The 25,110-nt window shown below is 57.3% G+C and carries 35 protein-coding genes and 3 pseudogenes; 11 read left to right on the plus strand and 27 right to left on the minus strand.

Annotated elements, in window-relative coordinates:
- Positions 1-117: 117 nt before the first annotated feature.
- The 3 genes and pseudogenes from ACMGF5_RS25090 to ACMGF5_RS25100 form a co-directional block, all read right to left on the minus strand.
- Positions 118-457, minus strand: a pseudogene (locus ACMGF5_RS25090) (HNH endonuclease).
- Positions 458-628: 171 nt separating this feature from the next.
- The gene (locus ACMGF5_RS25095) at positions 629-853 is read right to left on the minus strand and encodes a hypothetical protein (protein WP_237858815.1); all 225 of its coding nucleotides are present in this window, start codon (positions 851-853) and stop codon (positions 629-631) included.
- Complete coding sequence (locus ACMGF5_RS25100; protein ID WP_237858818.1) at positions 853-1,083, minus strand: hypothetical protein; 231 nt, start codon at positions 1,081-1,083, stop codon at positions 853-855. Before ACMGF5_RS25100 ends, ACMGF5_RS25095 begins: the two co-directional genes overlap by 1 nt.
- Positions 1,084-1,351: 268 nt before the next feature.
- Between ACMGF5_RS25100 and ACMGF5_RS25105 the strand changes: the two genes are divergently transcribed.
- The 4 genes and pseudogenes from ACMGF5_RS25105 (at position 1,352) to ACMGF5_RS25120 (ending at position 2,745) form a co-directional block, all read left to right on the plus strand.
- The gene (locus tag ACMGF5_RS25105; protein WP_237858820.1) at positions 1,352-1,588 is read left to right on the plus strand and encodes a hypothetical protein; all 237 of its coding nucleotides are present in this window, start codon (positions 1,352-1,354) and stop codon (positions 1,586-1,588) included.
- 63 nt (positions 1,589-1,651) lie between these two features.
- Positions 1,652-2,149 (plus strand): annotated as a pseudogene (locus tag ACMGF5_RS25110) (single-stranded DNA-binding protein).
- A 2-nt stretch (positions 2,150-2,151) separates the two neighbouring features.
- Complete coding sequence (locus ACMGF5_RS25115; protein WP_237858821.1) at positions 2,152-2,313, plus strand: hypothetical protein; 162 nt, start codon at positions 2,152-2,154, stop codon at positions 2,311-2,313.
- An 81-nt stretch (positions 2,314-2,394) separates the two neighbouring features.
- Positions 2,395-2,745: a hypothetical protein gene (locus tag ACMGF5_RS25120; RefSeq protein ID WP_237858823.1), complete on the plus strand. Its 351-nt coding sequence runs from the start codon at positions 2,395-2,397 to the stop codon at positions 2,743-2,745.
- A gap of 17 nt (positions 2,746-2,762) precedes the next feature.
- On the opposite strand, the gene ACMGF5_RS25125 is transcribed toward ACMGF5_RS25120, so the two are convergent.
- Positions 2,763-3,071: a hypothetical protein gene (locus ACMGF5_RS25125; protein WP_237858830.1), complete on the minus strand. Its 309-nt coding sequence runs from the start codon at positions 3,069-3,071 to the stop codon at positions 2,763-2,765.
- A gap of 113 nt (positions 3,072-3,184) precedes the next feature.
- Here ACMGF5_RS25125 and ACMGF5_RS25130 point away from each other — a divergent pair, with 113 nt between their 5' ends.
- A complete protein-coding gene (locus ACMGF5_RS25130) occupies positions 3,185-3,418 on the plus strand; it encodes a hypothetical protein (RefSeq protein ID WP_237859040.1) in 234 nt (77 codons plus the stop codon).
- Here the strand turns inward: ACMGF5_RS25130 and trbK are convergent.
- From trbK to ACMGF5_RS25145, 3 genes are all read right to left on the minus strand, one after another.
- Positions 3,398-3,616, minus strand: a complete 219-nt coding sequence (trbK, locus tag ACMGF5_RS25135; protein WP_237858838.1) for an entry exclusion lipoprotein TrbK — start codon at positions 3,614-3,616, stop codon at positions 3,398-3,400. The genes ACMGF5_RS25130 and trbK overlap by 21 nt on opposite strands.
- Positions 3,613-3,783 (minus strand): hypothetical protein, encoded by a 171-nt coding sequence (locus tag ACMGF5_RS25140; protein ID WP_237858840.1) that lies wholly within the window; start codon positions 3,781-3,783, stop codon positions 3,613-3,615. The genes trbK and ACMGF5_RS25140 overlap by 4 nt, the downstream gene beginning before the upstream one ends.
- A 121-nt stretch (positions 3,784-3,904) precedes the next feature.
- Positions 3,905-4,366: a hypothetical protein gene (locus ACMGF5_RS25145; protein WP_237858842.1), complete on the minus strand. Its 462-nt coding sequence runs from the start codon at positions 4,364-4,366 to the stop codon at positions 3,905-3,907.
- A gap of 79 nt (positions 4,367-4,445) precedes the next feature.
- Between ACMGF5_RS25145 and ACMGF5_RS25150 the strand changes: the two are divergent.
- Positions 4,446-6,379 (plus strand): annotated as a pseudogene (locus ACMGF5_RS25150) (DNA cytosine methyltransferase).
- On the opposite strand, the gene ACMGF5_RS25155 reads toward ACMGF5_RS25150, so the two are convergent.
- Positions 6,376-6,558, minus strand: a complete 183-nt coding sequence (locus ACMGF5_RS25155) for a hypothetical protein (RefSeq protein ID WP_237858844.1) — start codon at positions 6,556-6,558, stop codon at positions 6,376-6,378. The pseudogene ACMGF5_RS25150 and the gene ACMGF5_RS25155 sit on opposite strands and share 4 nt — an antisense overlap.
- A 67-nt stretch (positions 6,559-6,625) precedes the next feature.
- On the opposite strand from ACMGF5_RS25155, the gene ACMGF5_RS25160 reads away from it, so the two are divergent.
- The 3 genes from ACMGF5_RS25160 (at position 6,626) to ACMGF5_RS25170 (ending at position 8,914) form a co-directional block, all read left to right on the plus strand.
- Entirely contained in the window at positions 6,626-7,063 is a 438-nt protein-coding gene (locus tag ACMGF5_RS25160) for a hypothetical protein (protein WP_237858846.1), read from the plus strand.
- A gap of 99 nt (positions 7,064-7,162) precedes the next feature.
- Complete coding sequence (locus tag ACMGF5_RS25165; protein ID WP_237858848.1) at positions 7,163-7,585, plus strand: hypothetical protein; 423 nt, start codon at positions 7,163-7,165, stop codon at positions 7,583-7,585.
- 777 nt (positions 7,586-8,362) lie between these two features.
- A complete protein-coding gene (locus tag ACMGF5_RS25170) occupies positions 8,363-8,914 on the plus strand; it encodes a hypothetical protein (protein ID WP_119687349.1) in 552 nt (183 codons plus the stop codon).
- A gap of 676 nt (positions 8,915-9,590) precedes the next feature.
- Here ACMGF5_RS25170 and ACMGF5_RS25175 read toward each other — a convergent pair.
- The 7 genes from ACMGF5_RS25175 to ACMGF5_RS25205 all read right to left on the minus strand — a co-directional run bounded on the left by ACMGF5_RS25175 (position 9,591) and on the right by ACMGF5_RS25205 (position 13,545).
- Positions 9,591-10,103 (minus strand): DUF2199 domain-containing protein, encoded by a 513-nt coding sequence (locus ACMGF5_RS25175; RefSeq protein WP_174142504.1) that lies wholly within the window; start codon positions 10,101-10,103, stop codon positions 9,591-9,593.
- A gap of 1,062 nt (positions 10,104-11,165) precedes the next feature.
- Positions 11,166-11,471 (minus strand): hypothetical protein, encoded by a 306-nt coding sequence (locus ACMGF5_RS25180; protein ID WP_414157395.1) that lies wholly within the window; start codon positions 11,469-11,471, stop codon positions 11,166-11,168.
- Positions 11,468-11,761, minus strand: coding sequence for a hypothetical protein (locus ACMGF5_RS25185; protein WP_119687352.1), 294 nt, complete (start codon positions 11,759-11,761; stop codon positions 11,468-11,470). Before ACMGF5_RS25185 ends, ACMGF5_RS25180 begins: the two co-directional genes overlap by 4 nt.
- Positions 11,762-11,845: 84 nt before the next feature.
- Positions 11,846-12,187, minus strand: a complete 342-nt coding sequence (locus tag ACMGF5_RS25190) for a superinfection immunity protein (RefSeq protein WP_119687353.1) — start codon at positions 12,185-12,187, stop codon at positions 11,846-11,848.
- 82 nt (positions 12,188-12,269) lie between these two features.
- Positions 12,270-12,803, minus strand: a complete 534-nt coding sequence (locus ACMGF5_RS25195; protein WP_414157396.1) for a DUF2514 domain-containing protein — start codon at positions 12,801-12,803, stop codon at positions 12,270-12,272.
- On the minus strand, positions 12,788-13,105 hold the full coding sequence (locus ACMGF5_RS25200) for a DUF6527 family protein (RefSeq protein ID WP_414157397.1): 318 nt from the start codon (positions 13,103-13,105) through the stop codon (positions 12,788-12,790). Before ACMGF5_RS25200 ends, ACMGF5_RS25195 begins: the two co-directional genes overlap by 16 nt.
- Positions 13,102-13,545, minus strand: a complete 444-nt coding sequence (locus ACMGF5_RS25205) for a structural protein P5 (RefSeq protein WP_414157398.1) — start codon at positions 13,543-13,545, stop codon at positions 13,102-13,104. Before ACMGF5_RS25205 ends, ACMGF5_RS25200 begins: the two co-directional genes overlap by 4 nt.
- A gap of 175 nt (positions 13,546-13,720) precedes the next feature.
- Between ACMGF5_RS25205 and ACMGF5_RS25210 the strand changes: the two genes are divergently transcribed.
- Entirely contained in the window at positions 13,721-14,032 is a 312-nt protein-coding gene (locus ACMGF5_RS25210; RefSeq protein WP_414157399.1) for a hypothetical protein, read from the plus strand.
- Between the two features lie 32 nt (positions 14,033-14,064).
- Here ACMGF5_RS25210 and ACMGF5_RS25215 read toward each other — a convergent pair whose 3' ends face one another.
- The 12 genes from ACMGF5_RS25215 to ACMGF5_RS25270 all read right to left on the minus strand — a co-directional run bounded on the left by ACMGF5_RS25215 (position 14,065) and on the right by ACMGF5_RS25270 (position 24,195).
- Positions 14,065-14,346, minus strand: coding sequence for a tail fiber assembly protein (locus ACMGF5_RS25215; RefSeq protein ID WP_196914386.1), 282 nt, complete (start codon positions 14,344-14,346; stop codon positions 14,065-14,067).
- Positions 14,339-14,710 (minus strand): hypothetical protein, encoded by a 372-nt coding sequence (locus ACMGF5_RS25220; protein ID WP_231386176.1) that lies wholly within the window; start codon positions 14,708-14,710, stop codon positions 14,339-14,341. Before ACMGF5_RS25220 ends, ACMGF5_RS25215 begins: the two co-directional genes overlap by 8 nt.
- An 11-nt stretch (positions 14,711-14,721) precedes the next feature.
- Positions 14,722-16,083 (minus strand): pyocin knob domain-containing protein, encoded by a 1,362-nt coding sequence (locus ACMGF5_RS25225; RefSeq protein ID WP_414157400.1) that lies wholly within the window; start codon positions 16,081-16,083, stop codon positions 14,722-14,724.
- Positions 16,084-16,095: 12 nt separating this feature from the next.
- Positions 16,096-16,803 (minus strand): hypothetical protein, encoded by a 708-nt coding sequence (locus ACMGF5_RS25230; protein WP_414157401.1) that lies wholly within the window; start codon positions 16,801-16,803, stop codon positions 16,096-16,098.
- Positions 16,803-17,054 (minus strand): hypothetical protein, encoded by a 252-nt coding sequence (locus ACMGF5_RS25235; RefSeq protein ID WP_196914384.1) that lies wholly within the window; start codon positions 17,052-17,054, stop codon positions 16,803-16,805. Before ACMGF5_RS25235 ends, ACMGF5_RS25230 begins: the two co-directional genes overlap by 1 nt.
- 47 nt (positions 17,055-17,101) lie before the next feature.
- Positions 17,102-21,019: a DUF1983 domain-containing protein gene (locus ACMGF5_RS25240; RefSeq protein WP_414157402.1), complete on the minus strand. Its 3,918-nt coding sequence runs from the start codon at positions 21,017-21,019 to the stop codon at positions 17,102-17,104.
- 54 nt (positions 21,020-21,073) lie between these two features.
- Entirely contained in the window at positions 21,074-21,424 is a 351-nt protein-coding gene (locus tag ACMGF5_RS25245; RefSeq protein ID WP_174142161.1) for a hypothetical protein, read from the minus strand.
- Between the two features lie 64 nt (positions 21,425-21,488).
- Positions 21,489-22,091 carry a tail assembly protein gene (locus ACMGF5_RS25250; protein ID WP_174142162.1) on the minus strand — a complete coding sequence of 201 codons (603 nt, stop codon included), beginning with the start codon at positions 22,089-22,091 and terminating at the stop codon, positions 21,489-21,491.
- A 57-nt stretch (positions 22,092-22,148) separates the two neighbouring features.
- A complete protein-coding gene (locus tag ACMGF5_RS25255) occupies positions 22,149-22,505 on the minus strand; it encodes a hypothetical protein (protein ID WP_174142163.1) in 357 nt (118 codons plus the stop codon).
- 91 nt (positions 22,506-22,596) lie between these two features.
- Complete coding sequence (locus ACMGF5_RS25260; RefSeq protein WP_414157403.1) at positions 22,597-22,953, minus strand: VOC family protein; 357 nt, start codon at positions 22,951-22,953, stop codon at positions 22,597-22,599.
- A gap of 93 nt (positions 22,954-23,046) precedes the next feature.
- Complete coding sequence (locus ACMGF5_RS25265; protein WP_414157404.1) at positions 23,047-23,475, minus strand: hypothetical protein; 429 nt, start codon at positions 23,473-23,475, stop codon at positions 23,047-23,049.
- Positions 23,476-23,910: 435 nt separating this feature from the next.
- Positions 23,911-24,195 (minus strand): hypothetical protein, encoded by a 285-nt coding sequence (locus ACMGF5_RS25270; protein ID WP_414157405.1) that lies wholly within the window; start codon positions 24,193-24,195, stop codon positions 23,911-23,913.
- A gap of 24 nt (positions 24,196-24,219) precedes the next feature.
- On the opposite strand from ACMGF5_RS25270, the gene ACMGF5_RS25275 reads away from it, so the two are divergent.
- Positions 24,220-25,101 carry a S1 family peptidase gene (locus tag ACMGF5_RS25275; RefSeq protein ID WP_414157406.1) on the plus strand — a complete coding sequence of 294 codons (882 nt, stop codon included), beginning with the start codon at positions 24,220-24,222 and terminating at the stop codon, positions 25,099-25,101.
- Positions 25,102-25,110 lie beyond the last annotated feature (9 nt).

Raw genomic sequence — 25,110 nt, forward strand, 5'->3', positions numbered from 1 at the left:
TCGGATGCGGTCTAGCTAGATGAGAATCCCTAGCTTTTTACCCCCCTACCTGTTTCGCGGCACGTCACTGGCGTGCTTTTTTATCGCTCCACCGGGTTTCGACGATCCGCTGACGCCTCAGCCACCCAGCCCCGCTGCCTCCTCGGCCTGCTTGACGGAGTCGTGGCAAGGCTTGCAGAGGCTCTGCCAGTTGGTCTGATCCCAGAAGAGAAGCAGGTCTCCACGGTGAGCAACGATGTGGTCGACAACCCTGGCGGCAGTTATGCGGCCGTTCCGCTCGCAGTAGATGCGCAGCGGGTTGTCACGCAGGTACTGCTCCCGTGCCTTCTGCCATCGGTAGTCGTAGCCACGTTGAGAGCTGGTCATTCCGCTTCGCCAACTGCCTGGCGTGACCACCTTGACCCGCGAGCCTGCGCTTTCCTTGATGCGCGGTGCCCAGCGTCTTGAACCTGGCCATCAGCGCACCTCGACCCTTTATGCCGCGCTCTATCCACCGGAATACACGGCCAAGGTCCGGCTCGCGTCCTGTGATGTGGGGCATAGCAAGGACGCCGGCCAGGTAGTACTTAAGCCACCAGCTCTGCCGGCAGACGATCGTCGCGGTCATGCGGGCCATGGCTCACGCTCCCTATCTCTTGTACCAGGTCAGTTGGAAACACCGGGCATCCAACGGCACCTCGGCAATCGGCCAGCGCAGGCAGTGCATGTGCTTGCGCTCAGGCCTGGTGCGGCTTAATCGAAGCGCCTGTACCAGGTATGCAGATCCGGCTGCGGTGGTGATGAAGTCGCCGCCCGCGATGCCATCGGCACCGTCCACGTACAGGTTACAAGTCGTGTAAGGCGCCTTGGCCATCAGCTGGAAGGATCAGCGGGCTTGGCGATCAAGCGCACAAACCACATGAAGCCCTGCTGCAGGTTGGTCTTGGCCAAGGCCAACGTGCGCTGGTCTACCCCTTCGATCTGACCGATCTGCTTGAACAGCTCACGGGTATCTGCCTCCAGGGCTTTGATCGAGTTCATGCCATCGATCTCAGTCTGGGTGAGGTCACGGTAGCCGGTGATTCTCTTATGCTGGCTGTCCAAGATATTGCTCCTAGTTCCTAGAAGTGCCGGAAGTGGCACTTTCACTCGCTCAACATGAGGTATGATGCCGCCCCCGCCGCGCTCACTCAGGCATGGCGGTTCGGCTGCCCTATGCAGCCGCTGTAGATTCGCCCGGCCACCGGATCAGCATGGCGCTATCTGGCGGGGGTGCAGCTTGATATGAGACATACCTCAGGCCGAGGTGTTGACTGTCGAGTGCACAACAAGTGCTCTGCAGCCAAAGTTCAACTCTTCAAGGATGGGTTTCATGTTCAAAAAACTGATCTGTGCCACTGCTATCGCTGCTGCGATGAGCTTCCTTTCCGCGTGCGCCGAGGATGTCAAAGAGCCCAAGTGCTCCGACTTGAAGCGTAATGATCAGGAAATGCTGAAGAAGCAGGAAGCTAAGTACCCAGAGCTAATGCGCAAGTTGCGAGAAAAATGCCCCAACCAAGGCACCGGAGGCTTTGTGCCTAGCACTGCTACGAAAGGCATCATCAGGTAACTGCTAGCTCTTGCTGCGATTACGGCGACACCCGGGTTAGGGCCTCATCAGCCTTGCCCAGTCATGAGCCGCGGGGTAAACAAGGTCATCCTGGTTGGCACTTGCGGCCAGGACCAAGAGGTACGCTACCTGCCCAACGGCAACGCTGTGACCAACCTCAGCCTGGCCACCAGCGAGCAATGGACAGACAAGCGCTCAGGCGAGAAGGTCGAACCCACCGAGTGGCACCGCGTGTCGCTGTGCGGGAAGTTCGCCGAAATCGCCGACGAGTAACTGCGCAAGGGCTCCCAATGCTACATCGAGGGCAAGCTACAGACCCGCGAGTGGGAGAAAGACGACATCAAGCGCTACACCACGGAGATCGTCGTCGACATCAACGGCACAATGCAGTTGCTCGGTAGCCGGCCACAGGGCTAGCAGCCAGGGCAAATGCCAGATCGGCAGCCACGGCAACAGCCGCCTGCTCGCCCGCAACAGAACCCGCAGGCAGCTCCACCTGATCACGACAGCTTCGATGACGACATACCATTCGCCCCGCTCCACTATTTGGCCGGTGCGTAGCCATGAAGCGCCGGCAGCAGGTTCACCCCACCGCCTACTACCTCGGGCGCGCCTGCCGCGACAACAGCCAGTCCCGCGATGCCCAGCCCTATGGCTGGCTGACGGTGAACTGCGGCTGGTGGCTTGCCGGCTGGCATGACAGAGACATGGAGCTTTCCGCTTGATACGCATCACCGCCCGCGTCCGGCACTGCCGGCGCCAACAGCACATCAACTTGCCGCCCAGCGGCTTGGGAGGTATCAGCGATGGACGAGGAAAAGACCGGTGTCGCGAAGCACTCAGCGGATTACCGAACCCGGCAGACGGCCCAGGCGAAGAAGCTGGGCATCGAGAAGGTGTTCTTCCACATGCCGGAAGGAATCAAGGCTGCTATGGCTGCCGAGATCGAGCGTCACGGCTACAACCAGGTACAGGAACTCTGGCAGGACCTGGCCTTGTCGTGGATTGCGCAGGAGCCTGAAGAGCGGGCGCGTCGACTTGAACGACCTGACGCGCCAGCTTTTTACATCTCGCCAAAACTAGCGCGTCAGCTCAATGAAGCAAGCATGGCCGAGATAAAGCGCGAACCTAGTGAGCAGATCCTGCTTTCTGATTAGCGCGAGATAGTCGCCCCTCAGTAAATATCAATGTAAGTGAAGGTGGGGTCAGGCCAGTTTTTAGTTACAACCTCGTAAATACGCTTAACCCAATCCTCATCTTCGGATGCGGCAGCCCCTACATATCCATTGCCACAGCACCAGGTCTCAAGGCGGAAGCTCAAATTGTCCGTATCCTGATTCCCAACGATGCCGTGGGAGATGTAAGCGATACCGTCCTTGGTAACGCGCAGCTGGACATGATCGTCTTCATCCGATGCAGAACGGATAAGTGCTGCTGTCGATTGAAGCGTCCAAGCACCAGGCTCATTCAAATCAATTTGCATTAAAAACTCCTCAGTCCGTCCCAAATGCCGGGAATCCCGTAATACCCCATCAAGCATCAAATTGCCATCAGCCCCATCCGGCCACATAGGGGGGCGCATGCAGGGAGAAAGCCATGAGCAACTACAACTGCGACTACGTTCGCTGCCATTACGACGTGCCGGCCGAGGTCGGTCGCCGGGTTATCGGCAACGGCGAACCCGGCATCATCATGGCTGACTGTGGCCACTACATCGGCGTCATCCTCGACAGCGACCCGAAGCAGCGCATTCGCCCGCAAACGAAAACGCCACCTGATGAGGCGGCGCTGGATGACGAAGAACCGACGTTACCAGGTCTTCGGCTCTGACTTCTTGTACGAACCACCGGTCATGCACTTCTCGACCAGGTCTTCGCGGGCCTTGTTGTCCGGAAGAGTTTTCAGGTAGTCGGGCTGGCAGTGTTCTGCAGTGGGCTCGTAGGCGGCAGTGTCGACGGCGTCTTCTTTACAGCCGACCAAGCCAATGGCGAGCGCGGCAGCGAACATTGGGGCAAAGTAGTGCTTCATGGCTTGAAACCTTTGTCCTGGCTTTCATCAGGCGGAGTGATGTTCCAGAAGTTCTCGCTCGCTTCCTGTTGTTCCTTGGCCTTCTTGTCTGCCTCGGACTCCCAGCAGCCGCTGAGGGACATAACAGCAATGGCGATGATGGATGCGCCAATGATTGTGCGTTTCATGAGGTTCCTTCCTGTGAAATGGCCGGGCGTTATACCAAAAATCGATTCCGTCCGCAAAACCTGACACCACCCGCTGCCCGCCAGCGCCTTCCCCTCCCCCGGGATTAACCTGTATCAAACCTCATTCCTGCTTAGCTTTTTGCATATCTTCCGGGGGACTGTACGCCAAACGATTCTCGCTTAATCGGTGAAAAGGCGACCGCTTCATCCAAGGGAGCGCGCCATAGAAAGCAACCAGCAGTAAAGCCCAGCAGACAAGGCAAAAGATCGATCCTTCGCTCTTGCTCAAAGGAAGTTCAAAAGCCATTGCCACCACCGCGAACATCATGCTGGCAAAAAATAAGCAGGTGGTCATGGCATTGACGAAGAAATTTAGCCTGTACCAATGACCTGGAATTAGTTCTAGTGGTCCCATGGCAAATAGTGCAATTCCGAGCGGCATGGAAAGCGTGACCAATGACGTAGATGGCTCTCCGTACCGCAGGAAAACTATCCAAATCGCGAGCCCTGCGAATGATGCAGTTCGTGTTTTCGTCGCCGCTAATCGTGAGCCAAACGCTCTGACTGGTTCCCACAGCCCCATCACAGCTCTCCCTGCCTAGTAAGCGTCAAAGCATAACACTCCTATTCAACGAATCACGCCACCCCGGCGAGGACCGCCCATGTCTTCATTCCAGAAAAAGAACCATCTCGACTTCAAAACCCAGTACGGCCTTGGCTTCGATCCGCAAGACGACGAGATCGTGGTGGACTTCGTCTGCGGTGGCGGCGGTGCCGGTACCGGGTTGGAAATGGGCCTGGGCCGCCCGGTGACGGTTGCCAAGAACCACAGCTCTGCGGCCATCAGCATGCACACCGCCAACCACCCGGCTGCGCGCCACTTCACCACCGACGTCTTCGACGGCGACCCGGATGAGGAATGCCAGGGCCGCCCGGTTGGCTGGTTCCACATAAGTCCGGACTGCACGCACTACAACCAGGCTGCCGGCGGGCAGCCGCGCAAGCGTGAGATCCGCAACCTGTCGTGGATCGGCCTGAAGTGGGCAGGCAAGAAGAAGCCCCGGGTCATCAGCCTCGAGAATGTGAAGCAGATTTTGCAGTGGGGCCCGCTGATGGCGAAGCGCGACAAGGCCACTGGCCGGGTGATGAAGCTGGACGGCACCGTGGCTGCCGTTGGCGAGCGTGTACCGGTGCAGCAGCAGTTCCTGGTGCCAGACCCGAAACGCTGCGGCATCACCTGGCGCCGTTTCGTGCATCTGCTCGAAGGCATGGGCTACCAGGTGGAGTGGCGCATCATCAAGGCCTGCGACTTCGGCGCGCCGACCAGCCGCGAGCGCCTCTTCATGATCGCCCGCTGCGATGGCCAGCCTATCGTGTGGCCAGAGCCGACCCACGCCAAGAACCCCGCCAAGGGTCAGCAGAAGTGGCGCACCGCCGCCGACTGCATTGACTGGAACGTACCGAGCAAGAGCATCTTCGGCCGCAAGAAGGAATTGGCTGCAGCAACTCTGCGTCGGGTGGCCAAGAGCATGAAGAAGTTCGTGTTGGACAACCCGCAGCCCTTCATCGTCCCGATCTCGAACTGGTCGGGCGAGCTGGCCCAGTCGGCGCACGAGCCACTTCGCACGATGACCTCCTGGCCGCGCGGCGGATCCTTCGCCATGGCGAGCCCGGTGATTCTTCCAGCAACACATCAGGGCACAGACCGAGTGAATAACCCGGGCGATCCCCTGCCAACAGTAACTGCTGCCAACCGTGGCGAGCTGATGATAGCCAGCCCTGTGATGGTCGGGGCCGGCGGCCCGATGTATGCCGGTAAGCCAGTAGCAGCTGACCAGCTAATGGGTACCCTGATGACCCAGAGCCACCGTGCGCTGGCATCGGGGCATCTGGTCAAGTTCAGGTTCAATAGCGAGGGAGCAGCTATCACCGGTCCGGTACCGACCATCACGAGCGGCGGCAACTACAAGAGGCCTGCGGGTGCAGCCCATGCCATTGGCGTGCGCACAGCCTTCATTGAACAAGCCACGGCGGATTCAACACCACACCAGCCAAGGGCGCAGACGAGCCGTCTGACCACGGTCACCAACACAGGCAGCCAGCAGCGACTGGTAACTGCCAGCCTCGCCACACTGCGTCGAAATTGCGTGGGCAGGGCCGTGGATGAACCAGTACCGATGATGACCGCCGCCACGCCCTACTCGAGTACAAGCTATCGCCGGAGCACGAGGAAGGCGCCCTGCGCGTCGCCGCGTTCCTGATCAGCTACTACGGCACGGAGAACATCAGCGCCTGCGACTCACCAGCGCCGACAGTCACCACCAAGGATCGCCTGGGCCTGGTCACCGTGTTCGTGAAGGGCACCCCCTATGTGATCGTCGACATCTGCCTGCGCATGCTGCAGCCGCACGAGCTCTATCGCGCGCAGGGCTTCCCGTCCAGCTACATCATCGACAAGGGCGCCGACGGCAAGTCGTTCACCAAGACCGAGCAGGTGCACATGTGCGGCAACAGCGTCAGCCCGCCGCCGATGGCCGCCCTGGCCCGCGCGAATGACCTCTGGCGTGCCACTGAGCGACGAGCGGTAGCAGCCTAATCTTCGATCAGCCGGAACTGCATTTCCACTGGGCCGCCGGGTGCACGGGCCTCATTCACCGAAACATGCTTAGCCCCACAGTGCTGGCAGTAGAAAGCCTGACTGTCTAACTCCCCATCGTAATCCAGCTCGGCGTCCGTTTCTTTCTCACATTTCTGGCAGATGAAATTTGTAGTCATCTCCAACCCTCCTCAACCCGCGACAATTTTAGCGTAGCCCGGCTTTGCCAGGCTCCGAGGTATCCCCATGCCCGCAGAAAACCGATCCAGCAACACAGAGATGGTCAGCGTGCCGCGTAGCCTTATCCAGTCAGCATCCCGCGAGCCGAGCGGTGAAGTCATTAACGTATCCCGCCGTCACGCGCTCGAAACGCTGCGCGAACTTCTGTCCAAGCCAGCCCCGCAGCCCCCCGAGCCAATAGCCTGGATGGTTGGTACTGCCATCTGGTGGACCAAAGAAGAGGCAGAGAGGGATCCGGCGGCGACCGGGTTGCCAATGATTCCGTTCGGACCACTCACGGGCGCAGTCGAACAGTACCCGGGCGAGCCCGTGGTGCTGCCGGCCTGCAAGGCCAAGCTGAGCATGGGCCATGACTGGGATCAGGGCTACGCAGATGGATGGCGCGCAGGCCTCGACGAAATCGCCAAGCTCGGTCCGCTCTACACTCACGCCGCTCTTGGCTAGGTTGAGCGGCTGCGGAAAGAGGTTAAGCGACTGCGAGCTGAGCTGATCGGTCGTAATGCTCAGCGGCCGTCGGATGTGCTGTCCATGCGGAAGGACGATATGGAAGGAATCTACCTACTGGTCAGCCAAGACAAGACTGGCAAGCGACTGAGGATCGTCCTGGAAGCGAATGGCGTGAGGAACAGCCTGGGCCTGCTGCTGGACCGAATAATCCGATACACGAGCCAGCGCCTCTCACCGTTCTTCATCGTCAACGAGCACGGCAAGCGCATGAGCTGGCCCATGCTGCGCAACCGGTGGGCGGAAGCTCGCGAGGCTGCCAGGGTGAAAGCTGAAATGGAAAAGAAGCCGGACTTGGCTAATCGAATTTCCCAGTTCCAGTTCCGCGATATCCGACCGAAAGCGGCATCGGAAATCAACGATCTGAGCGATGCAAGCGTGCTGCTGGGCCACTCGAAAGAAGGGATCACCGAGCGCGTTTACCGCCGCGTCGGCGCCATTGCCAAGCCCTCGAAAGGCTGAAGTTTCGGAACTCCATGCCTTTTGTTTCGGAACTCTTGGCTTTTTTGACCCATAAAGAAAAACCCCGCAGACGTTAATCTGCGGGGCTTTCGAATGTGGAGGCCGAGGTCGGAATCGAACCGGCGTAGACGGATTTGCAATCCGATCTAAGAATTGCCGTTTCATGCGGACTGTATCGAAAAATCAGTTCCAAAACGAAACTGGATTTGCTCGCCTACAACCCGCATTCTAAAAGGGTCGTCGTTTCAGTTTTGGAACCGTTTTTTGGCCATCTTCCCGCCACCCTACAGTAATGGAGTAGCGCAAAAAGCAGACAACAAGCCGCGCTTGATCCGGTATAGGGTCGGCACTGATTGGAAGCCTCCTCGGTCTCTACTGCCAACATCACCATGCAGTTTTTAAGGGGTGTTGGGTGGTGGTAAAGGATTGATTTCATTGGGCTAAACACCCCTCCGCCCCCCTCAATCTCCATCATTGGTATCCCCTGGTCCCCATGGCTAAATATCCGCTATCGACCCAGGCTGTGTGAAAACCCAAACGGGTCTCTGAAGATCGCGAGCGTACGTGAAATCTGAAATGGCTTGGTTATTCAGCTAACCCAGATTTCGCGCAGGAGCGCGAAATTCTGGTCATTTTCTAACCAGCCGGATCGCGCCAAGCGTTTTCACACAGCCTGGACCCAAAGCAGACACTTGGATCTTGCGGCTGTTTAGCGGCCCATCGCCGGGAAGCGCGGCTCTAGGTGTACAATCCAATGCCCTAGTTCAGGAGAAACCGATGCTGTTTACCATCGCCCCAGAGGAGTGCCAACGCATCGGACAGAAGCTGGCATTGAAACTCGACATCACGAATGACCTTCCCGCGCGCGTCTTCCTTCAGCCAAACCTAGATTATTGGTTCTTTGAACGGTCGCTTCTTTCTGACTTGGGCCTGCTCGAAAGTCTGTTGATCGAGAGCCATCGGCAATTCTCAAGTGGAATGGGAGTTCTGTTTTCATGGGGTACCCCTGATTGCACAGGCAGGCTGTTCGATGGTAGCTCCACAGAGGAGAGTGTGTTTGAGCTTCAGCGCCAATCATTCCGCCCACCAAACACGCCGCTGGAACTGCCGCACTTGGTATTCAGCCCGACCCATGAATGGCTTGCCTATGAAAGTGCTTTCGAAGAGTGGGGCGTGTTGGCAATGGACCGCTCCCTGATAAACACTGAATTTGCAGGGTATCTTAATCGTGAATTCATCAGCATCGGGGAAGCGTGGAGGCTCAGCAAGCTGGAGGACTTCAATGGTATATTGGCTAGGGCTTTCCTCCGCAATTACGCCTGCGTTTGAGGATTGATCAGTAATCTACCGGCATTATTCGCTGGGAAACCAACGCCGTGAGTTGCCCACTTCAAAGGGCTGCTATGGGTCCAGGCTGTGTGAAAACGCTTGGCGCGATCCGGCTGGTTAGAAAATGACCAGAATTTCGCGCTCCTGCGCGAAATCTGGGTTAGCTGAATAACCAAGCCATTTCAGATTTCACGTACGCTCGCGATCTTCAGAGACCCGTTTGGGTTTTCACACAGCCTGGGTCGAAAGTAGCCGGTCGCGACTGACCGCAATCGACCCGAAGCAGTCCTTCAAAGAGGATAACTGACAGCCGCAAACCGCCGCTACAGAGCACTCAGCAGAGGTCATTACCAAATCATGATTAGATTCTCTGGCCCGTGGAGTGCCATTGCTTCAGGCCCTGTCCAGGCGTCAGGGTGCACATTGACATGGAGAATACCTCTATCTAAGACCAATACAATAACGTCGGCCTCTTCGTCTGCACGTATTTCTTTAAGCGCACAGCCAATGAGATCGGAAAAGATTAGACCTTCAAACCGACAAGGGTTATATATAGACAACACGGCGCCGCCCACAAAAAACTAGCTGGAGGTAGTCATCGACTTTTAGAGCATCACTGACTAATAGATACGACAATGCGGGCAACCATTCCTTGATGGGGGAACCGGGCGTCTGCTTAACCATGAAGCGCCGCCTCGACAATGCTCTGGACTCGGGCCATCGTTATACCGGTGTATTGCTCTACAGAAAGGGGGTGAACTGTATGATCAAATAAGATAAGTGGACGCTCACCCAAAGGCATAGTTTGAACTTGAATTTCAAGACCCAACGTTGACGGCTCGTAGGGCAAATCGCTCTGCAGCCACCCGCAGTACGGCGGTTCGGCTTCCCTGCCATCACGTTCCCAAAGCTCACACATTCGAAGAAAATTGCTTTCGCTCAATGAGATCCATGCCAACCAGGCAAATGGACCGACACCGTCGGTTACAGGGATGAGAATACGTCCTAGGACGAAGAAATGCTCGCCATCAATCACGCATTGATCAGATGACAATTCGCCTCGTTCATCTCGCTCCGTCTCTGGAATTGAGTACCAAAGGTCTGGCGCGCTCGGGCCAAAGCACATCGGCAACTCATCGTGCGGCTTGCCGCAGGTGTTACATATAAAACCGCTCACAGTGACTTCCATGTTTGTAGAGAGCCTAACGGGTGAATACCGCACAAGAGCGTTATTCAGCATGCTCGCAAGCCTACACGGCTAAACCCGGTACGTGAACGGATTTAAGTTCGGCTTTCAGCGAATAACTGTTGGTTCAAGGGCAGACGTGACCCGATGCCCCCCTTTCGCTACCAGGCGATGACTATCGGCAATCGGTGGCGGGCACTGCTCAGTCATGACTTCTCTTGGTCGACAGGTGTCCGCGATGACCGTCCGCTTGGGTCGTATGCGGACGGTCGCCAAGGGCGCTATGAGTTGAAAGCCGGTCGCAGCGAGCCATCATATAGCCACCTGTCATTCTGCGCCATCTACTGCTTCACCAGAGGCTGTGCGTTGCCAAGTCTGCCTACGGTTTTCAAGACCGTCGCATAACCGCCCGATCCCTACGGCGCCAGCGACGAAATCGATTCCAAAACAAAGACGAAACGGCACGGCTACAGGCCGCATACTGCAAGGGTCGCCATTTCAGTTTTGGAATCGATTTCGGCTCAGCCTAACGCCGATTGACTGTGACTCTCAAACAAATAGCAAAGCGCCACATTTCCTATACCATCGTAGGAATTGTGGAGCAGACGCTATGAAATCCTTCTTACGAAAGCCGGTTGTATGGAGATTGCTTTTGGCAATGGTAATGGCTGCCATTGCGATCAGGGTATCGATTTGGATCGCGGTCGTGTTGTGGCTCGTAGCCGCAATCCGTGAGCCAAAGACCTTCCTCTATCCGTTTCTGCTACCTCTAGCTGTAGGTGCTTTCTATGCGAACAAGATTGGAGCGCTGGCAGTCGGAGGCTCGTTGATAGTTTTTGCGATATACAGAATCTGGAGGATTCGCAGGCAACCCAACTCGGCTGCGCTAATTCCTCATGCTGATAAATCTGAGGGAAAAGGAGCTGCACCCCAGTAATGCAGCAGTAGTGTAAGAAACGCACCTCAGGCCGCGCACTTCGCGGCCTATGCATCGGGTGTGTCTAATATGCATTGGTGATTTTGGTCGACTTTGACCCAGTAAAACCACATAGCTTTACCGCAGTTTTAGACATCCGAAGCACCCTTCCCTGGCGTTCTGCCAACTACGATCCGTTCTGGCTCGTGCTCAACCCAACCCTCATATCCAAAAAGGCCAATGTGCCAAGCCTCCTCGTGCTCTAGCAGGGCCCAAACCCTTGCCGCCTCGGCAAGCTCGAGCATGTCGCACAGGCATCCATCATCAACTTCCCGGCGCCGGCGCGCGGCGAATGCCATCTCGCTGAGCACGGCCGCGCGCCCGTCAGGGTCCGTGACGAGGGCAAACCGGTCATCAAGCTCAGCCAGCCAGGCTCGTGGTAGTCCGCTCATCATTCAGTCCTGCACCACCACGACTGCGCATAGATCACGCCGTCGATCTCCTCCACCCCATTGATGTTCATGCCGAGCTGGGCCATGCCGTTGACCTTGGCGTCGAGCAAGCGCGGGATGATGTCCGGCCCAGGTGTCGGGTTGAACACCCACGCCTGGGTCGCGACTCGGCCCAGTACTTCGCTGTGATGATCACCAATGTGGATGTCAGCCCGCAGGGGCTTGATCTTCCTGAGGCGATCAGAGGGGATGGCCACGCCATTCTCGCGGCGTCGAACGAGGAGGAAGTACATGCCGCACCAAATACTGTATATAGATACAGCATACTAATCCGCAACTGGCCGCTGAAGCAATCGGAGGCGATGACCTGCCCCTGTTTAGCTTCCGAGGATTTTGCTTTTCTCAGACTCGTATTCTGCTGCGGTGATAAGGCCCTTCTCTTTTAGCCCGCCAAGCCTCTCAAGCTTCTGATATTTGTCTTCTCCTGGACTACTGCCATTCGAGCCAGGCACCGTTGTTATGTGCGTCGACGTGGCTGTAGCTGACCAAATTAGAGCGGCCAGCCATCCGATTACTGTCCACCCCAAGAAAAGATTAAGAAGAAAAACTGCTCCAGTGCTGGGATGCCTCCGGCTCTTGGCGTTGATCGCCGGCAGGAGGTACAAGATGGCGCAAACGCCTATAGAAATAAAGGATGTGACGGTGGCAGTGGTGTTCATGCGGACCTCCTTGTGATTGCCGGAAATCTACCACTAACCCGTCAAGGCTCAAAATTGCGCCTGAAAGCCGTAGCAACCTTGGTCAACGAATGATCCGGGCTTGGCGCGTCAACGCGTCATACTCGCGCTCGCATTGCTGCCCGGCGATGCGGGCAAGGTCATAAGATTCCGCCAGCTCTCCCGCTCGCGCATCAGCCCGTATGAGCAGGTCGGAGAGCACCATTGCGGCGCGGGTGGCTGCCTGGCCTCGGGCGATAGCGGCGGTATCCGTGGCGGGGCAACTGATGGTGGCGGCGAGCTTTCCTGCTTCGTCGCGCAGCCGCTGGCCAGCAGCATCGGCGCCAGCAGCGCCAGCATCAGCAATCGTTCGTTGTTCTTGAGCATGGGCTCTAGCCTCCTCCTGCGCCTGGGCGCGTCGTTGTTCTTCGTGCCGGGCTCCGCGCTCGCCGATAACCTCAGCCAGGCGGTCGCCGCTGTCGCGTTCGGCTGTGGCCTGGGCGGCCTCGGCCCGCTCCACCGATCTGCCATGCTGGTAGACGCACCAATAGGATGCCAACAACAGCAACAGGACAATGCAGCGCAGGGGCGCGCTGTATCTGGCTACCAGTTGTTCCATGCTGCCTCCCAGTCGGGAAGGTCGACCGTCTGGCCGGCCAGTTGATGGGTGCTGTCCGCCAGGTACTGGATGCGCCCTTCGGTTACGAAGGAGTGGCAGATAGTCTCCTTGCTGCCCATCCGATACCGAGACAGAACGGACGGCGTAAAGGTCGGGGCCTCGGCGTTGCCGTTATAGCCCCAGCGCGGCCCATTGCCTGCACCCACGTTCAGGCTATGGGGGAGATTGCAGCCATTGCAGAAAAACCAGAGCGAGCCATCGTCGGCCTGACCCAGGCACCGGCCAATCGTCTTGAGCGTCATGCCAGCGCTCTCCGTACCCCTTCGTCAATGATCGCCGGCGGATATGGATTGCTGCCGTTCTCGTGGACGATGATGCTTACCACCATCCCCTTCAGCGTGGCGGGGTCCTTGATGTTGATCGGGTCGGTGGTGCGCACGCCCAGGCGCTTGGCCACGGCTGCAGCGTAGGCCTGGGTGTCGTTCTCGTTGCTCGGCGCCCAGCGGTTGATAGTCTCAAGAACGGTATCGATACCCTTCCCGCCCACGCCTGGCATACCGTCTTTGCCCCGGTAGTTGATGAGCAGCTTGCCCAAAGCGCGGATGCCGTTCTCCGGGGTGTCGAAGATGGCGAAGCGGCCACCAGGTTCCTTGCCGATCTGGCCCTGCCAGTTGTTGCGAGGGTTGAAATCGATATTGCCGGGGTTGCGGTTGCGCACGCCCCGGGGCTGGGATTGGGTCATGAGTTTTCTCCAGGCAAAAAAAAACGCCTTGCGGCGGTCTTTGGGTAGGATCTGCCACAGGGGCGGATCAGGAACCAGTCAACAAGTGACCTTCGTCAGATCTCTGGTATGAGATTGCACTCTCGATTTGGCCCCTTATCAAATACCAAACTTAATGCAACGCTGTGGAGAGTAAATGGAACAATCAACGATCCAAAAGGCAGAGCTTATGGACGCACTCAGCATGGCGATCGCGTTTTACCAAAGCGGGTTCCCGCAAGAGGGGGAGGCGTCATTCAAGAAATTTGTCGCCAAGAAGCTCCCTGACCTTAAGGAGTCAATCTGCTACAAAAGCTTAGCCCTCTTCGCCCAAGAAGAGCATGTTGGTACTTGGTCTAGCATGAAATGGAAGGAGACCGATAAGCGATGGGACAAACTGAACGAGTATGTAGAGAATTACTATCCATTTAGCGGATTCTTCACCCTTGCTGCAGCCTGCGTAATTTAATGCTGAGGGAATTTACTCCTTATCAACAATGGTCAGTCCGTTGGTGGGGCGGGCCAATCAATGATTTCGGGGTAGCCGCCCTGCTCAGGAACTCGGCTCAGCGCAACGCGGTATTTCTTCCAGAGCTTGAGACGGGCCTCTTCGTCCGTCGTCGCTTCGTCTATGTCGACCGCATCCTGCAGCGGGGCAATAGCGTCGTCTGCCACTTTGCGTAATCCGGCGATCTCTGCCTGAACTTGCTCCAGCAAAGCAGCAGCGGCAGCGGCCTCTTTCATTTCGGCCGTGACCATCATGGACCAATCAATGTCACTCATCGTCAACCACCTCGGCTTCGATTGGGTTAGGTTCGTCCTCAGCCAAAGGGGGCTCCTCGGGGGCACGGAGGCTGGGCTGCGGTAGGTCCACCGTGCCGTCATCAGTCAGGACAATCGGCTGCGGGAATCTTGTTTCCTCCGGGGCGTCAGCTCCGTGAGGAAGAATGAGGGTCAAGTGAAGCTCCCCGTTAATGCGGTCGACTTGTCCAGAGAACCATTTCGACGATATAGCCTCAGCCGGCAGGGTCGCGCCCTCCAATAGCGGACCGAAGTCGAACACGTCGCCGTTCACGTAAAGTAGATCGCCTTCGCGATCTACCATCAATTCCTCGTCCATGCGGACGGGCGACAACTTGATGATCATATGAAACACCCTCAATACCAGCGGCCGATTGCATGCCAAGTGTAAACAACATCAACACCGGATGGCACGGATGAATAAAGTTCGAACGTAAAGGTGCCATTCAAGGTGTTTGATCTATAAGGCAAGATGGTTACCCTGTAGGAGCCTGACCACACGCCTCCGCTCAAATTTACTAAGTTCGAATAAAATGGAACAGGCCACGTGACCAGGTCGCCGGCAGGGCTAATATAGACACCCCCCGCCACGGAAGTGATGCCCGAAGAGTATGTTTTCAAGCCCCAACAAATTTGAGTTCCGTCCGCAAAGCGAACATACTCGCCATTCGCATTACTACCGCGTTCAACGATTGCACCTGTCGGAACGCCACCGTTTTGCGACACTGTGCCGACGATATCGACAGTCTTTAACATGTACTGCCAAGGTTGCCAGACACCACCTACCTGTACCCGCTCATAAGTTCGGTGCGGTGTTTGAACGCTCGTGAATACCTGCTTCGCATAACCCGAGGTAGGGTGGCGGTAGTGGTGAATGTATCCTTGCGACGCCCCGGTCCCAGAGCCGAGCGGTCCGTCGTCGACCGTGGCGCCGCAGTAGTAGAAGCCCGATGCTGTGATGCTTGCAAGACTGGTTGGTGTGGGGGGCAATACACAGGTATTACCTATGCCGAAGTCGCCTACACGCAACACGCGCCCTAGGGTATTATCTAGCGTAGAAGTGGTTAGAGTTCCGCCAGCGGAAGTGCCGATAGAGGAGCTCTTGACGGTCTCTTCCCAATCGGACCACGTGCCGTTGTTGCGTCGACGGAACCAGAGACGGCTGGCGGCGTAGCCGAATACTAGTTGATGCGCAGAAGACGCCCCGTTGAAACACTGAGTGAAGCAAACAGAGCCGGACGACGCACCTACCGGCACATTCACGGTGTTACTGGCGATGTTGTAAAAGCCGGTCAACCCGCAGTCGTTCAGATCGCTGTTGGGCACTGCGACGCCCTGAGAACCGCCCAACCCAAAAGCGCCGACCAACAGCGCACGACCGGCAGTCGCATCGTTGGCGGCAGTTTGAGCGTCGACCGTAGCTAATGTGCCCAACCCCAACGTGACGCGCTGGGCAGCGGCGTTGGCGTCATCGAGTAGTGCGCGGCCCGCCGCCGTCAACGGGGCCATGGCCAGCGTGTTGGTGCCAGTGGTGTACATCATTTGATTCGCCGACCACACCAAAGCGGCAATCGCACTTAACTTGACATTGGTCGGCTGGCTAATAGTGCCGCCATAGAGTTCGTCAAAGTTGGCATTGGTTTTCTGGAACGCCGTACGGGCATCATCCCCGTCCAGGCCACTGGGGGCTGAACCAAGGGCGATAACTTGCTTGGCCATGTGGCCTCCTATTTATAATCCTGTCACATCGGCAATCAGCGAACTGCCGCCGGTGTAGTAACGGTCGTAAGACGGTGGCGCAGGCGGCACGGGGGCATACCACGGTGCCTCCATGGCCATGTACGGATATAGACTTGTCACAGTCACCCCATCCGATCTGCAATAGAGGAGATAGGTGTACCAAGCATGTAAATAGTACGGAACCTCTCCGGAGGAAGATGGGATGAAGTCAGATGTCCATCTACCCATGAACTGCGGAAAATTAACCGCATATTTTTTCCCGGCGGGATGGTTGTAGCTCGCACTGCCGGTGAACGACGGGATAACCCCCTTTACTTTGCAAAACTTGGATGCAGCATCAAAGACAAGCTCGCCAGCCGGGTTCCATATTTGCAGACCGTATAGAGATGCTGCCGGCGGCTGCTTGCGGAAAACAAAGATCTCAACCGTAACCCCCAGGGCCCTCGTCACGACAATACAACGGTTGTTGCCATTGGTTTCGATCCGCCGGACCATAAAGCCGAACTCGCTCGTGCAATGAACAAACACAAGGTCTTGCGGTGATGCCACATAGAACTGGACACCGCGCACAAACAAGCCATCGAACGGGATGTTGTCGGCGGAGGTTATTAACTGCTTACTGACCATCGCGAAGTTGACCCAGGTGTCATCAATCTGAACCAGTCCATCGGGCGTGAAGACTTGAAGACCTGCAGGCATCAGAACACTCCGACCGTTATGTATGAGGGCGACTGGTTCTTGTTAGCCTCAAAGGTCCAAGTGATCGTTTCCGCCGCCTGATTGATCGAAATGGCCGGCACAAACAAAGCCAGTGAGCCTTGAGTAGAGGACACTGGCGTCGCAGCAAAAAACGGTGTTCCCGAACTCAAACCAGGCACAGAAGCAGAGCCCGATGATGCTCCCGTGTAGACCGTTCCGAGCATCTTGGCCAGCCGGTCGGTGATATCCACGACTATGTTCCCGGCCTCATCCCAAACCTGTAAACCTGCGGTCATCGTTACCCCCACAGCCCGAGCCGAACCCGCATACGTGCGGTGTCGTAGACGGTAAGTGCTTGATTGGTGATGTTCATCCGGCCCATTCCAGGCCGAACCCCGTTTATCTCAAACTCATTCGTCACGAAGTTGATGCGGATGCCCTGAGAGCCAGCAACGTAGTTGGAACTGCGCAGCTCCCCGGTGATGATCAGGTTGATGATGTCGGCTTGGTTGATGATCGCGCTGTTCATAAACACTTGGCCGTTCTGGATGGCAAACACCGACTTCGGCGTGCCGCCGGGCTGGTGCATGACGGAGAACAGGTTGGCCAGGAAAATCACCATCGACTGCATGCCGTCTGGCGTGTTCTCCACCCCGATGCCCATCCCAGCACCGTAGTAGCGGCCGTTCACGTCGACGCCCACCTTGATGTTGCGGGTGGCCGACACGTTGCCCTCCAGATCGACCAGCGCCTCGGACGTGTCCTGCACCAAGGCCTCGGTGCTCCCTACCCGGCTGCTCAGTTGCGTTACCGAACTGCTGATCGCCTGATCGGCGTTCGCCCGGGTCTGCGCCTCGTTGACGATCGCCGACTCGCTGTCGCCAACCCGGCTGGTCAGCTGGGTGACCGAGGTGCTGATTGCCTGGTCGGCCGAAGCGCGCGTCTGCGCTTCCGTGGCGAGCCCTGCCTCAGCCTGGCCGATCCTCGATGTCGCTGAGGTCATCTGCGCCGTGAGTGCTTCGTCTGCGCTGGTCCGCGCCGTGATCTCCTGCTGGAGCTTCGACTCGTTGTCCCCGACCTTGGCCGAAACCTTGGTCACCTCAGTGGCCAGGGCCTCGTCAGCGGTCACTCGCGCATAGGCTTCCTGCTCGAACCTGGCGTTGAGGTCGTCGCCAATCTGCGCCTCGACCAAGTCGATACGCCGCGCCAGCGCCATATCGCCGCTGCTGAACGCGCTGTAGATCGAGGTGGACGTTGCCCGTACAGCCGAATCGCCAGCCTTCCAGTCGGTAGCACCGGCCATCCGCGGGTAGACCTGGGTCTCCACACCGATGATCCGGGTCGCCATAGCCGCCAGCTGGCCGTCGATCTCCTCGACGCTCGTCTCCACGGCATCCACCCGCAACGCCAGCGCCGTGACCATCTCGCCAAGGGATGCGTAGTCGCCGATGTATTCCCAATAGCCGGCATCCGTGACCGGCGTTCCGGCCGGCACGTCCTGCTTGGCCCGGTACAGCTTGCCGCCCTGCTTCACCAGGGAGCCCGCCAAGTAGGCCTGGGCCGCATCCCAGTCCGGGGCGCCGACCACGTCCGCCAGCTGAGCCTGCAGCGAGTCGATCTGATTCTGCAGGGCGATGTCGCCTGCCGTCAGCCGCTCGTTGACCGACCCAGGCCCCTCCCCGCTGATCTTCTCGATCTCACTCAGCAGGCTCTGGCCAAGGTGGGTCTCGGTGATCTTGCCGGTGATGTAGTCGAGGATCTCGTCGGCGTCGGCGCTGGACTGGCCGTAGACCCAGTCTGACCACGGTCCGATGTTGCCCGACCTATCGACCAGGCGGCCGCGGAAGTACCGCACCACAGCCGCAGCCATCCCGCTATGCAGGTAGGTCGGTGTCGGGTATGCGAACTGGCCGAGTGGGAGAGGATTCTGTCCGGTTGACTCGGACGCCATTTGGACTTCGGTATAAGCAGTATCTTCTGCACCTGCCGGAAAGCCCCAGTTGAGCCGGATGGCCATGATTTCCGGAATAGCATTCAGATAGGCCAACGCCGGAGGTGCACCCTCCTTCCCCTTCAGCTCGGTCAGTACCGAATCCCGCCACATCGACGTGATGTCGAACGAGCTGACGGCGCGCACGCGAGCCAGATAAGCGCCTGCGTAGATGCCCACCACGTCGACCGAGGTGGTGCCGGTACGCTGCAGCCGTATCCAGTTGCCGTTGTCCTTGCGCCACTCCACGTCATAGGCAACCGCGCCCTGCACAGCTGGCCAGGCGATCGTCATGGTGCTGACCGCGATTCCCTGGGAAATGGCGTAGGCAGAAGTCAGCGTTACGCTCGCTGGTGGCGGTACGACAGTGATCGGAATGACGCTGATCGGGCGCTCGTCCAGCTTGGCGCCGGTGTCGATCGCAGCGAACTTGCTCGGGTTGAACTCCAGTGCGGTGATTTCGTACTCACCTTCCTGGGTGCGGGTCGTTTTCAACACGCGGAACAGTTGAACCGCCAGGTCGTCGTAATCAATCGCCCACTGCAGCTCTGGCTCTGGCTGCACGCCGTAATCGGTGGTCACCGTCACCGCGCGCCCAGCGACCGACTGCACGGTGCGTGCCTGGGCGGTGCCGTTTGGCAGGTTCAGGATCAGACGGTCGCCGGCCTTGATCGGCGTGTCGCGATCGAGGGTGACCACCCGGCCGGCAGCGGCCGCAATCCGACCACCGTTCGGGCGGCCCGCCACCAGCTCGTCAGCCACGGGAATGACGTAGCCAGGCAGCGGGATGCGCCCCTCCATTCCAGTCTTGAAGGTGACGGTACGGTCCTGGCTATTGCTCAGCAGCGCCCACTTGCCTCGGCGCTGGGCCTCGGAGGCACGAGTGCAGCCGATGGCCGAGATTTCTACCGGACGGTCCCGGTACCGGCGCTGGAGCGCGTTGTCGGTTACCGGAATCACATCGGTGTCATAGTTGTTCGCCGGGTTGTCATAGCTGACCAAGGCCCGGCTGTAATGGGTGTTGCGCTCAGCGCCGCCATAGACGAAGTCGCCGTCGATGACGTTGGCCCGGGTGAACACGCAGTCGATGTCCTGGGCGCGCGGCATGTCCGCCTGCATGAACAGCGAGCCATGGGCCCAGTACACCATGCCCCGGTAGATGGCCGACAGGTCGCGCAGTAGGGTCCAAGCCTCAGCGCGGCCCTGCAGGTTCATGTCGCACAGATAGCGCGGCTCTTGCCCGCCAATCCCATCCGGCACCAACTGGTCGCAGTACTGGGCGATGCGGTACATCTCCCACTTGTCGACCATCCACGACTTGATGCGCTTGCCCAGGCCAAAGCGGTCCTCGACGCACAGGCCGTAGGTCACGAACGCAGGGTTGTTGGTCCAGGCCTGCTTGAAGGTGCCGTCCCACACACCAGTGTAGGTGCGAGTCGCGGGGTCGTAGTTGGTCGGCACAGGCCACAGTTTGGCCTTGCAATCCACGGTCACCGCAGGGATGTTCTGGAACTGCTGGGCGTCGAACTCGATGTAGAGGAGCGCCGTGTTCGGATAGCTGAGTTTCTGATCGATGATCTCCGTGTAGCCGGCAATGGTCATCGTGTCACCCACGGTGCCGCTGTTGGCGTTCGGGGTGATCCGGCGGACGCGCATCATCCAGCCGGTGGTTGCCTTAGGCAGATTGACCCGTACGGAGCGCTGGTAGCCGTTCGTGGTTTTACCGTCTACTGCACCCAAGTGCGCTTCAACGTACGCACCACCATCGGTGGCGATATCGATGGCGTACTCAATGCGGTAGCCGTTGGTGTTGCCACTGCTGTCCTGGCTGACCAAGCGCGGCCAGGACATGCGCACTCGCACCGCAGACAGCTGCGTGTTGCTCAGCGAGCGCGTGAACGGGCTGTCACTGCGCAGCTCAACGTTGACGGTGTTCTCGCTCTCGATCGATGGGATGCCCTGGATATATTCCTGCTCGACGCTCCCGCGGCGCCACTCCCATTTCACGCCAGGGAAATTCACGTTGCCGCTGGCGTCCATGATCGGCGTGTTGTCGAGGTAGATATCACGGTCGGTCGGTGTGCCGTCAAACTCACCTTCGCCCACCGCCAGCAGGATCTTGGCGATGTTCGTCGACTGCAGACTGTCCGGGGCCTCGACGGGGGTCTTAGGCTTGCTCTCGCCGCCTTTGGCGCCGGTGATTTCCAGGTGATCTACGGGGCCCATGCTTTCCTCCGGGCAATAAAAAACCCGCCGAAGCGGGTTGCGTGCTAACTCATTCTATGTGGGCCAAGAGTAAGTCTTAAAATATTTGGAGAACTCAAAGTCGAAAGCCGGTACCTCGAGCGGAGGTTGATTCGGAAGTGCCAATCCAAAATCGTCAAAAAAAACTTGATCGAGAATCAATGTCCTTTTGATGACTTCACAGCTGAAACGACGGTCCGCTTGTACTTCGAGGTTTTCAATTTCCAGAAGGCTGACGATTTTAAACGTGTCAGCCTCTTCATTGAGGAGGATCACGAAGCGACACTCTAGAGCTCTGTCACGCTCCAAAACGTGCCCTCTCAGAGTCCAATCGTTGAGCGCCGCGTCTACTTCAACTGAACGCCGGACGTAGAAAGCGCTTTCCAAGGCCCTATCCTGCATCACAAATTACCCCGCAAAATGCCCTTTTAGCTGCTTCAGGGCATAAATTTCAAGTCTTATCACTGGCGAGAATTGAAGCGGAGATGATCGCGCCACCCCAGCGGCGCTTACCGATGCAGATCGGAACAGGGTTGCCGCTGGCGGTCGTGTTCTTGGCGCTGCCGAAGGCATAGCTCGGGAGGTTCTCCGGTGAACCACTCATGGTAAGTCCTTGAGCCTGCGGGCTTAGCATTTGGATCACACCGCCCACGGCCATCGAGCCACCGCCCATGCCAATAGCGAGAGCTGTGGCAGCAGACCAGCCCAGTGGGTTCCACCAGGCCAAGGCCACAATCGCAATACCGATGATGGTCTGAAGTAGGCCTGCTCGCTTGCTGCCGATGATCACCGGGGCTATCCGAATATCACCACTTCCTCCGAAGCCAAGCTCCTTTTCTTCAAGGTTCCTTTCTCCACGGAAGATGGCAAATTCAAGCCCCTCCGCTTTGGAATTGGCAATGAACCGCTCGAAGCCAGGGATCTGAATACAGAGAGCTTTGATCGCTTCCGCTGGAGATCGAACGGATAGCCTGAATGACCGCCCGAATTGGCGAAGCTTTCCGTAAAGCAACACGTTGGTCATTGGTTGAAGGTCGATTGCATGGTCGGTCATTGCTTTCCTCCAGGAACAAAAAAGCCACCCGAAGGTGGCTTGAGATAAGTGCATCCTCTACTTGACACACGCCTTCACCGCGTCAGTGACCCGTTCAAGCGGCGACTGCCATGTGCGGTAGAAATGATATCGAACCGTGGATCCGCTCTTGCTTGGCTCCACATCGACCAAGTGCAGAGGCGCCTGCGCGTCTGGAGCAAGAACCGAGTAGCGATTACCGGATGACTGCAGGATTCCGCCGACGCTTGCGCCGAGAACGGTAGTGCTCTGCCAGCTATCACGAATGCATTCAGCGACGTCCTTGGCAGGCTTTTGTGATTTCAGATCCAAAAGAGCCGGATTGCTCCGAGTTTCGGAAACACTCGCACACCCCGCCAGCAACGCCAGCCCCAGAGCACCGATCAGAATTCGCATGAGTCCCTGCCTTGAAATGGGTGACTGTAGCGCGGACCTGGCCCGGCAGCCAAATGCAAAAAGCCCAGCGCGGGGCTGGGCTATATCTTCCTCAGACCGCCGCTGTCCAGACAGCAAGTTCATAACCGTCTGGGTCGACGAAATGGAATCGCTTCCCGCCTGGGAAAGAAAAAACCTCCCGGCTGATCCTGCCGCCAGCAGCCACAACCCTGCTCTCGGCGTCAGCAAGGTCGTCTGAGTACAAAATGACCAATGGCCCGCCTGGCCTGACTGGCTCACCAGTGGTGAAGCCACCGGTCAACCGACCGTCACTGAACTCGGTGTATGTTGGGCCATAGTCAACGAAGCTCCAACCGAACACCGCGCCATAGAAGTCCTTGCTGAGCTTGATGTCGCTGACGTTGAACTCAATATTGTCAATCTGGCGATCCTTCCCTCTGTTGCTCATTGCCACCTCCATGTTGGAGCTTGGAATCTAGCACAGCCAGACGGAAGGTTTGCACCAGCAGCAACAAGCCCAGCGCGGAATAGGGCTTACAAGTCACTGCTCCTGAGGAGACCAGTTGTACTTGTAGTTCAGCGGAGGTAACTCGTAATGCTCTGCCAGATACAGGCCCAGCATCTCGCCCTCCTTCGCGTAGGCTGCTGCCTTGTCAACGGTGGGGCACCAGCTCACCCAAAGGCTCTCTAGTGGGAACATCTTTTCAAATGACGCGAAGCTGAACCGCCAGCCCGCCATGTGGCCGGTAGCCTCTTTCGAACGCGCACATCGAACGAATGCTGCCAGACGACGCTTCAGGTTGTCGGACTCACCGACAGTGAGAATTCCGTTCTCATCAATCCCGACTGCACGTGTGATCGCGCGGTCAGCGCAGATGATGTAAACACCCGGCACTGCCGGTGCGCTTTGAAAATGATCCACAAGCTTCAGCCACTCAGGCTCCCAGCCATCCCAATTCTTGACCTTCATCGAACGCCTCCACTGCCATGAAGGCAAAACAATATCACAAGCGCCAGATAGCAGGATCCCGGATGCAAAAAGCCCAGCGCGGGGCTGGGCTTATAATTTCAAAGCTTCGGCTCTCGTCGTCCCCGAATGACCATCATCGCATCTGCGGTTGCCGCCGCATGCTCAAGAGCCTCAGTCAGCGCACTGGATGAGGTGTTTTTCAGTGCGCCCGGGGCAACTGAGGTGCTCAGTGCGGCTGCGAAATAACGGTCCCAAGCGTCAAGCTCACTATTAGATTTGAATCGTGTAGCCATAAAAACCTCATCGATGCATGGAGGCAACACGCTATCACCGTTTGAACGCCTTAGACAATGCACCTTCACTCCGCCCTGAGCAAGCATCCAGCGTGGATGAAATGCCAGTAACCGGCGATGGCGTCGTCGTAGTAGCGTTGCGCTAGCTGCCTGCTTGCTGAGCAGGTAGCAGAACAGCTTTTCCGCCCCAGTCATCATAGGTCTGGACTGAGGGCTCGTAAGGAGTCATGTCGACAGCGAATACAGGATGACAAACCCCGCGCGAAGTGACTTCTTTTAGAGCGCCTTTCAGATACTTTTTTGCTAGTGCACGAAAAGTATCCACCTCCGTTTCATAGTCAATAAAGTGGGCATCAACGAACACTCTACCGCGCCGATCGTAGCTCGCTTGTCTAGTAAAACCATCGACTATCAGTACGTCACTCACGCAAACCTCCAGAGGAATTTAACAATGAACGGAATCAGTAAAACAAAAAACATTCTAGACAGTACAACGGCCCTCATAGAAACGGCAAGTGAAAGCGGAAAATCTCGCGGCACAGGCTTCATGTTAGCACTACAAATGAAACATGATGAAATAGCACCACTACTGATTACAAATAAACATGTCATGGAAGGCGCCAAAGAGTTGACCGTGAAACTTTCGCTTTCCTCGCCATCAGATAGCACTCAAAAAATTGGAATAGCTAAATACACGCTTAAAAAAGGCGTGGACAGTATAATCTTCAAGCATCCTGATAGAGATATTGACCTCGCCGCCATCAACATCGCCGCCGTCCTACAGAACTTAACAGACGCGGGCTATGCAGGGCATGGGACCATGTTCTCAGAACATGACCTAGTTAGAAGCGAGGATCTGGACTCTCTTGAACAATCCGAAACCGTTGTCATGATCGGATATCCAACGGGCCTTTCTGACGAAAAACATAACCTGCCAATTGTTCGACAAGGAACCATTGCTAGCGACCCAAGAATAGACTTCGATGGACGCCGCCATTTCGTCATAGATTGTGCGTGCTTCCCCGGCTCGAGCGGTAGCCCTGTAGTTCTTAAGGAAAAACAATCCTTCAGTATCGAAAAAGGCATTGCGACCATCAGTCGTCGCCCGAACAAGCTAATAGGGGTTCTTTATGCGGGACCTACTCATACCAGCAAGGGCAAAATAGTAATCAAGGATATCCCTAGCTCGCTGGAAGACTTTGCCGAGGTAAGGCATATGATAAATCTCGGCTACGTGATTCCGGCAAAGCATATCCTAGCTTTTAAAGACATGATGAGCGCGCGGCTTGCAGGTCAAGAAGTAAGCTTCCACCGAGAGATCACAATGTTCTGACCCTAGCCA

The sequence above is a fragment of the Pseudomonas sp. BNK-15 genome, from assembly GCF_047456105.1.
GTDB lineage: Bacteria > Pseudomonadota > Gammaproteobacteria > Pseudomonadales > Pseudomonadaceae > Aquipseudomonas > Aquipseudomonas putida_E.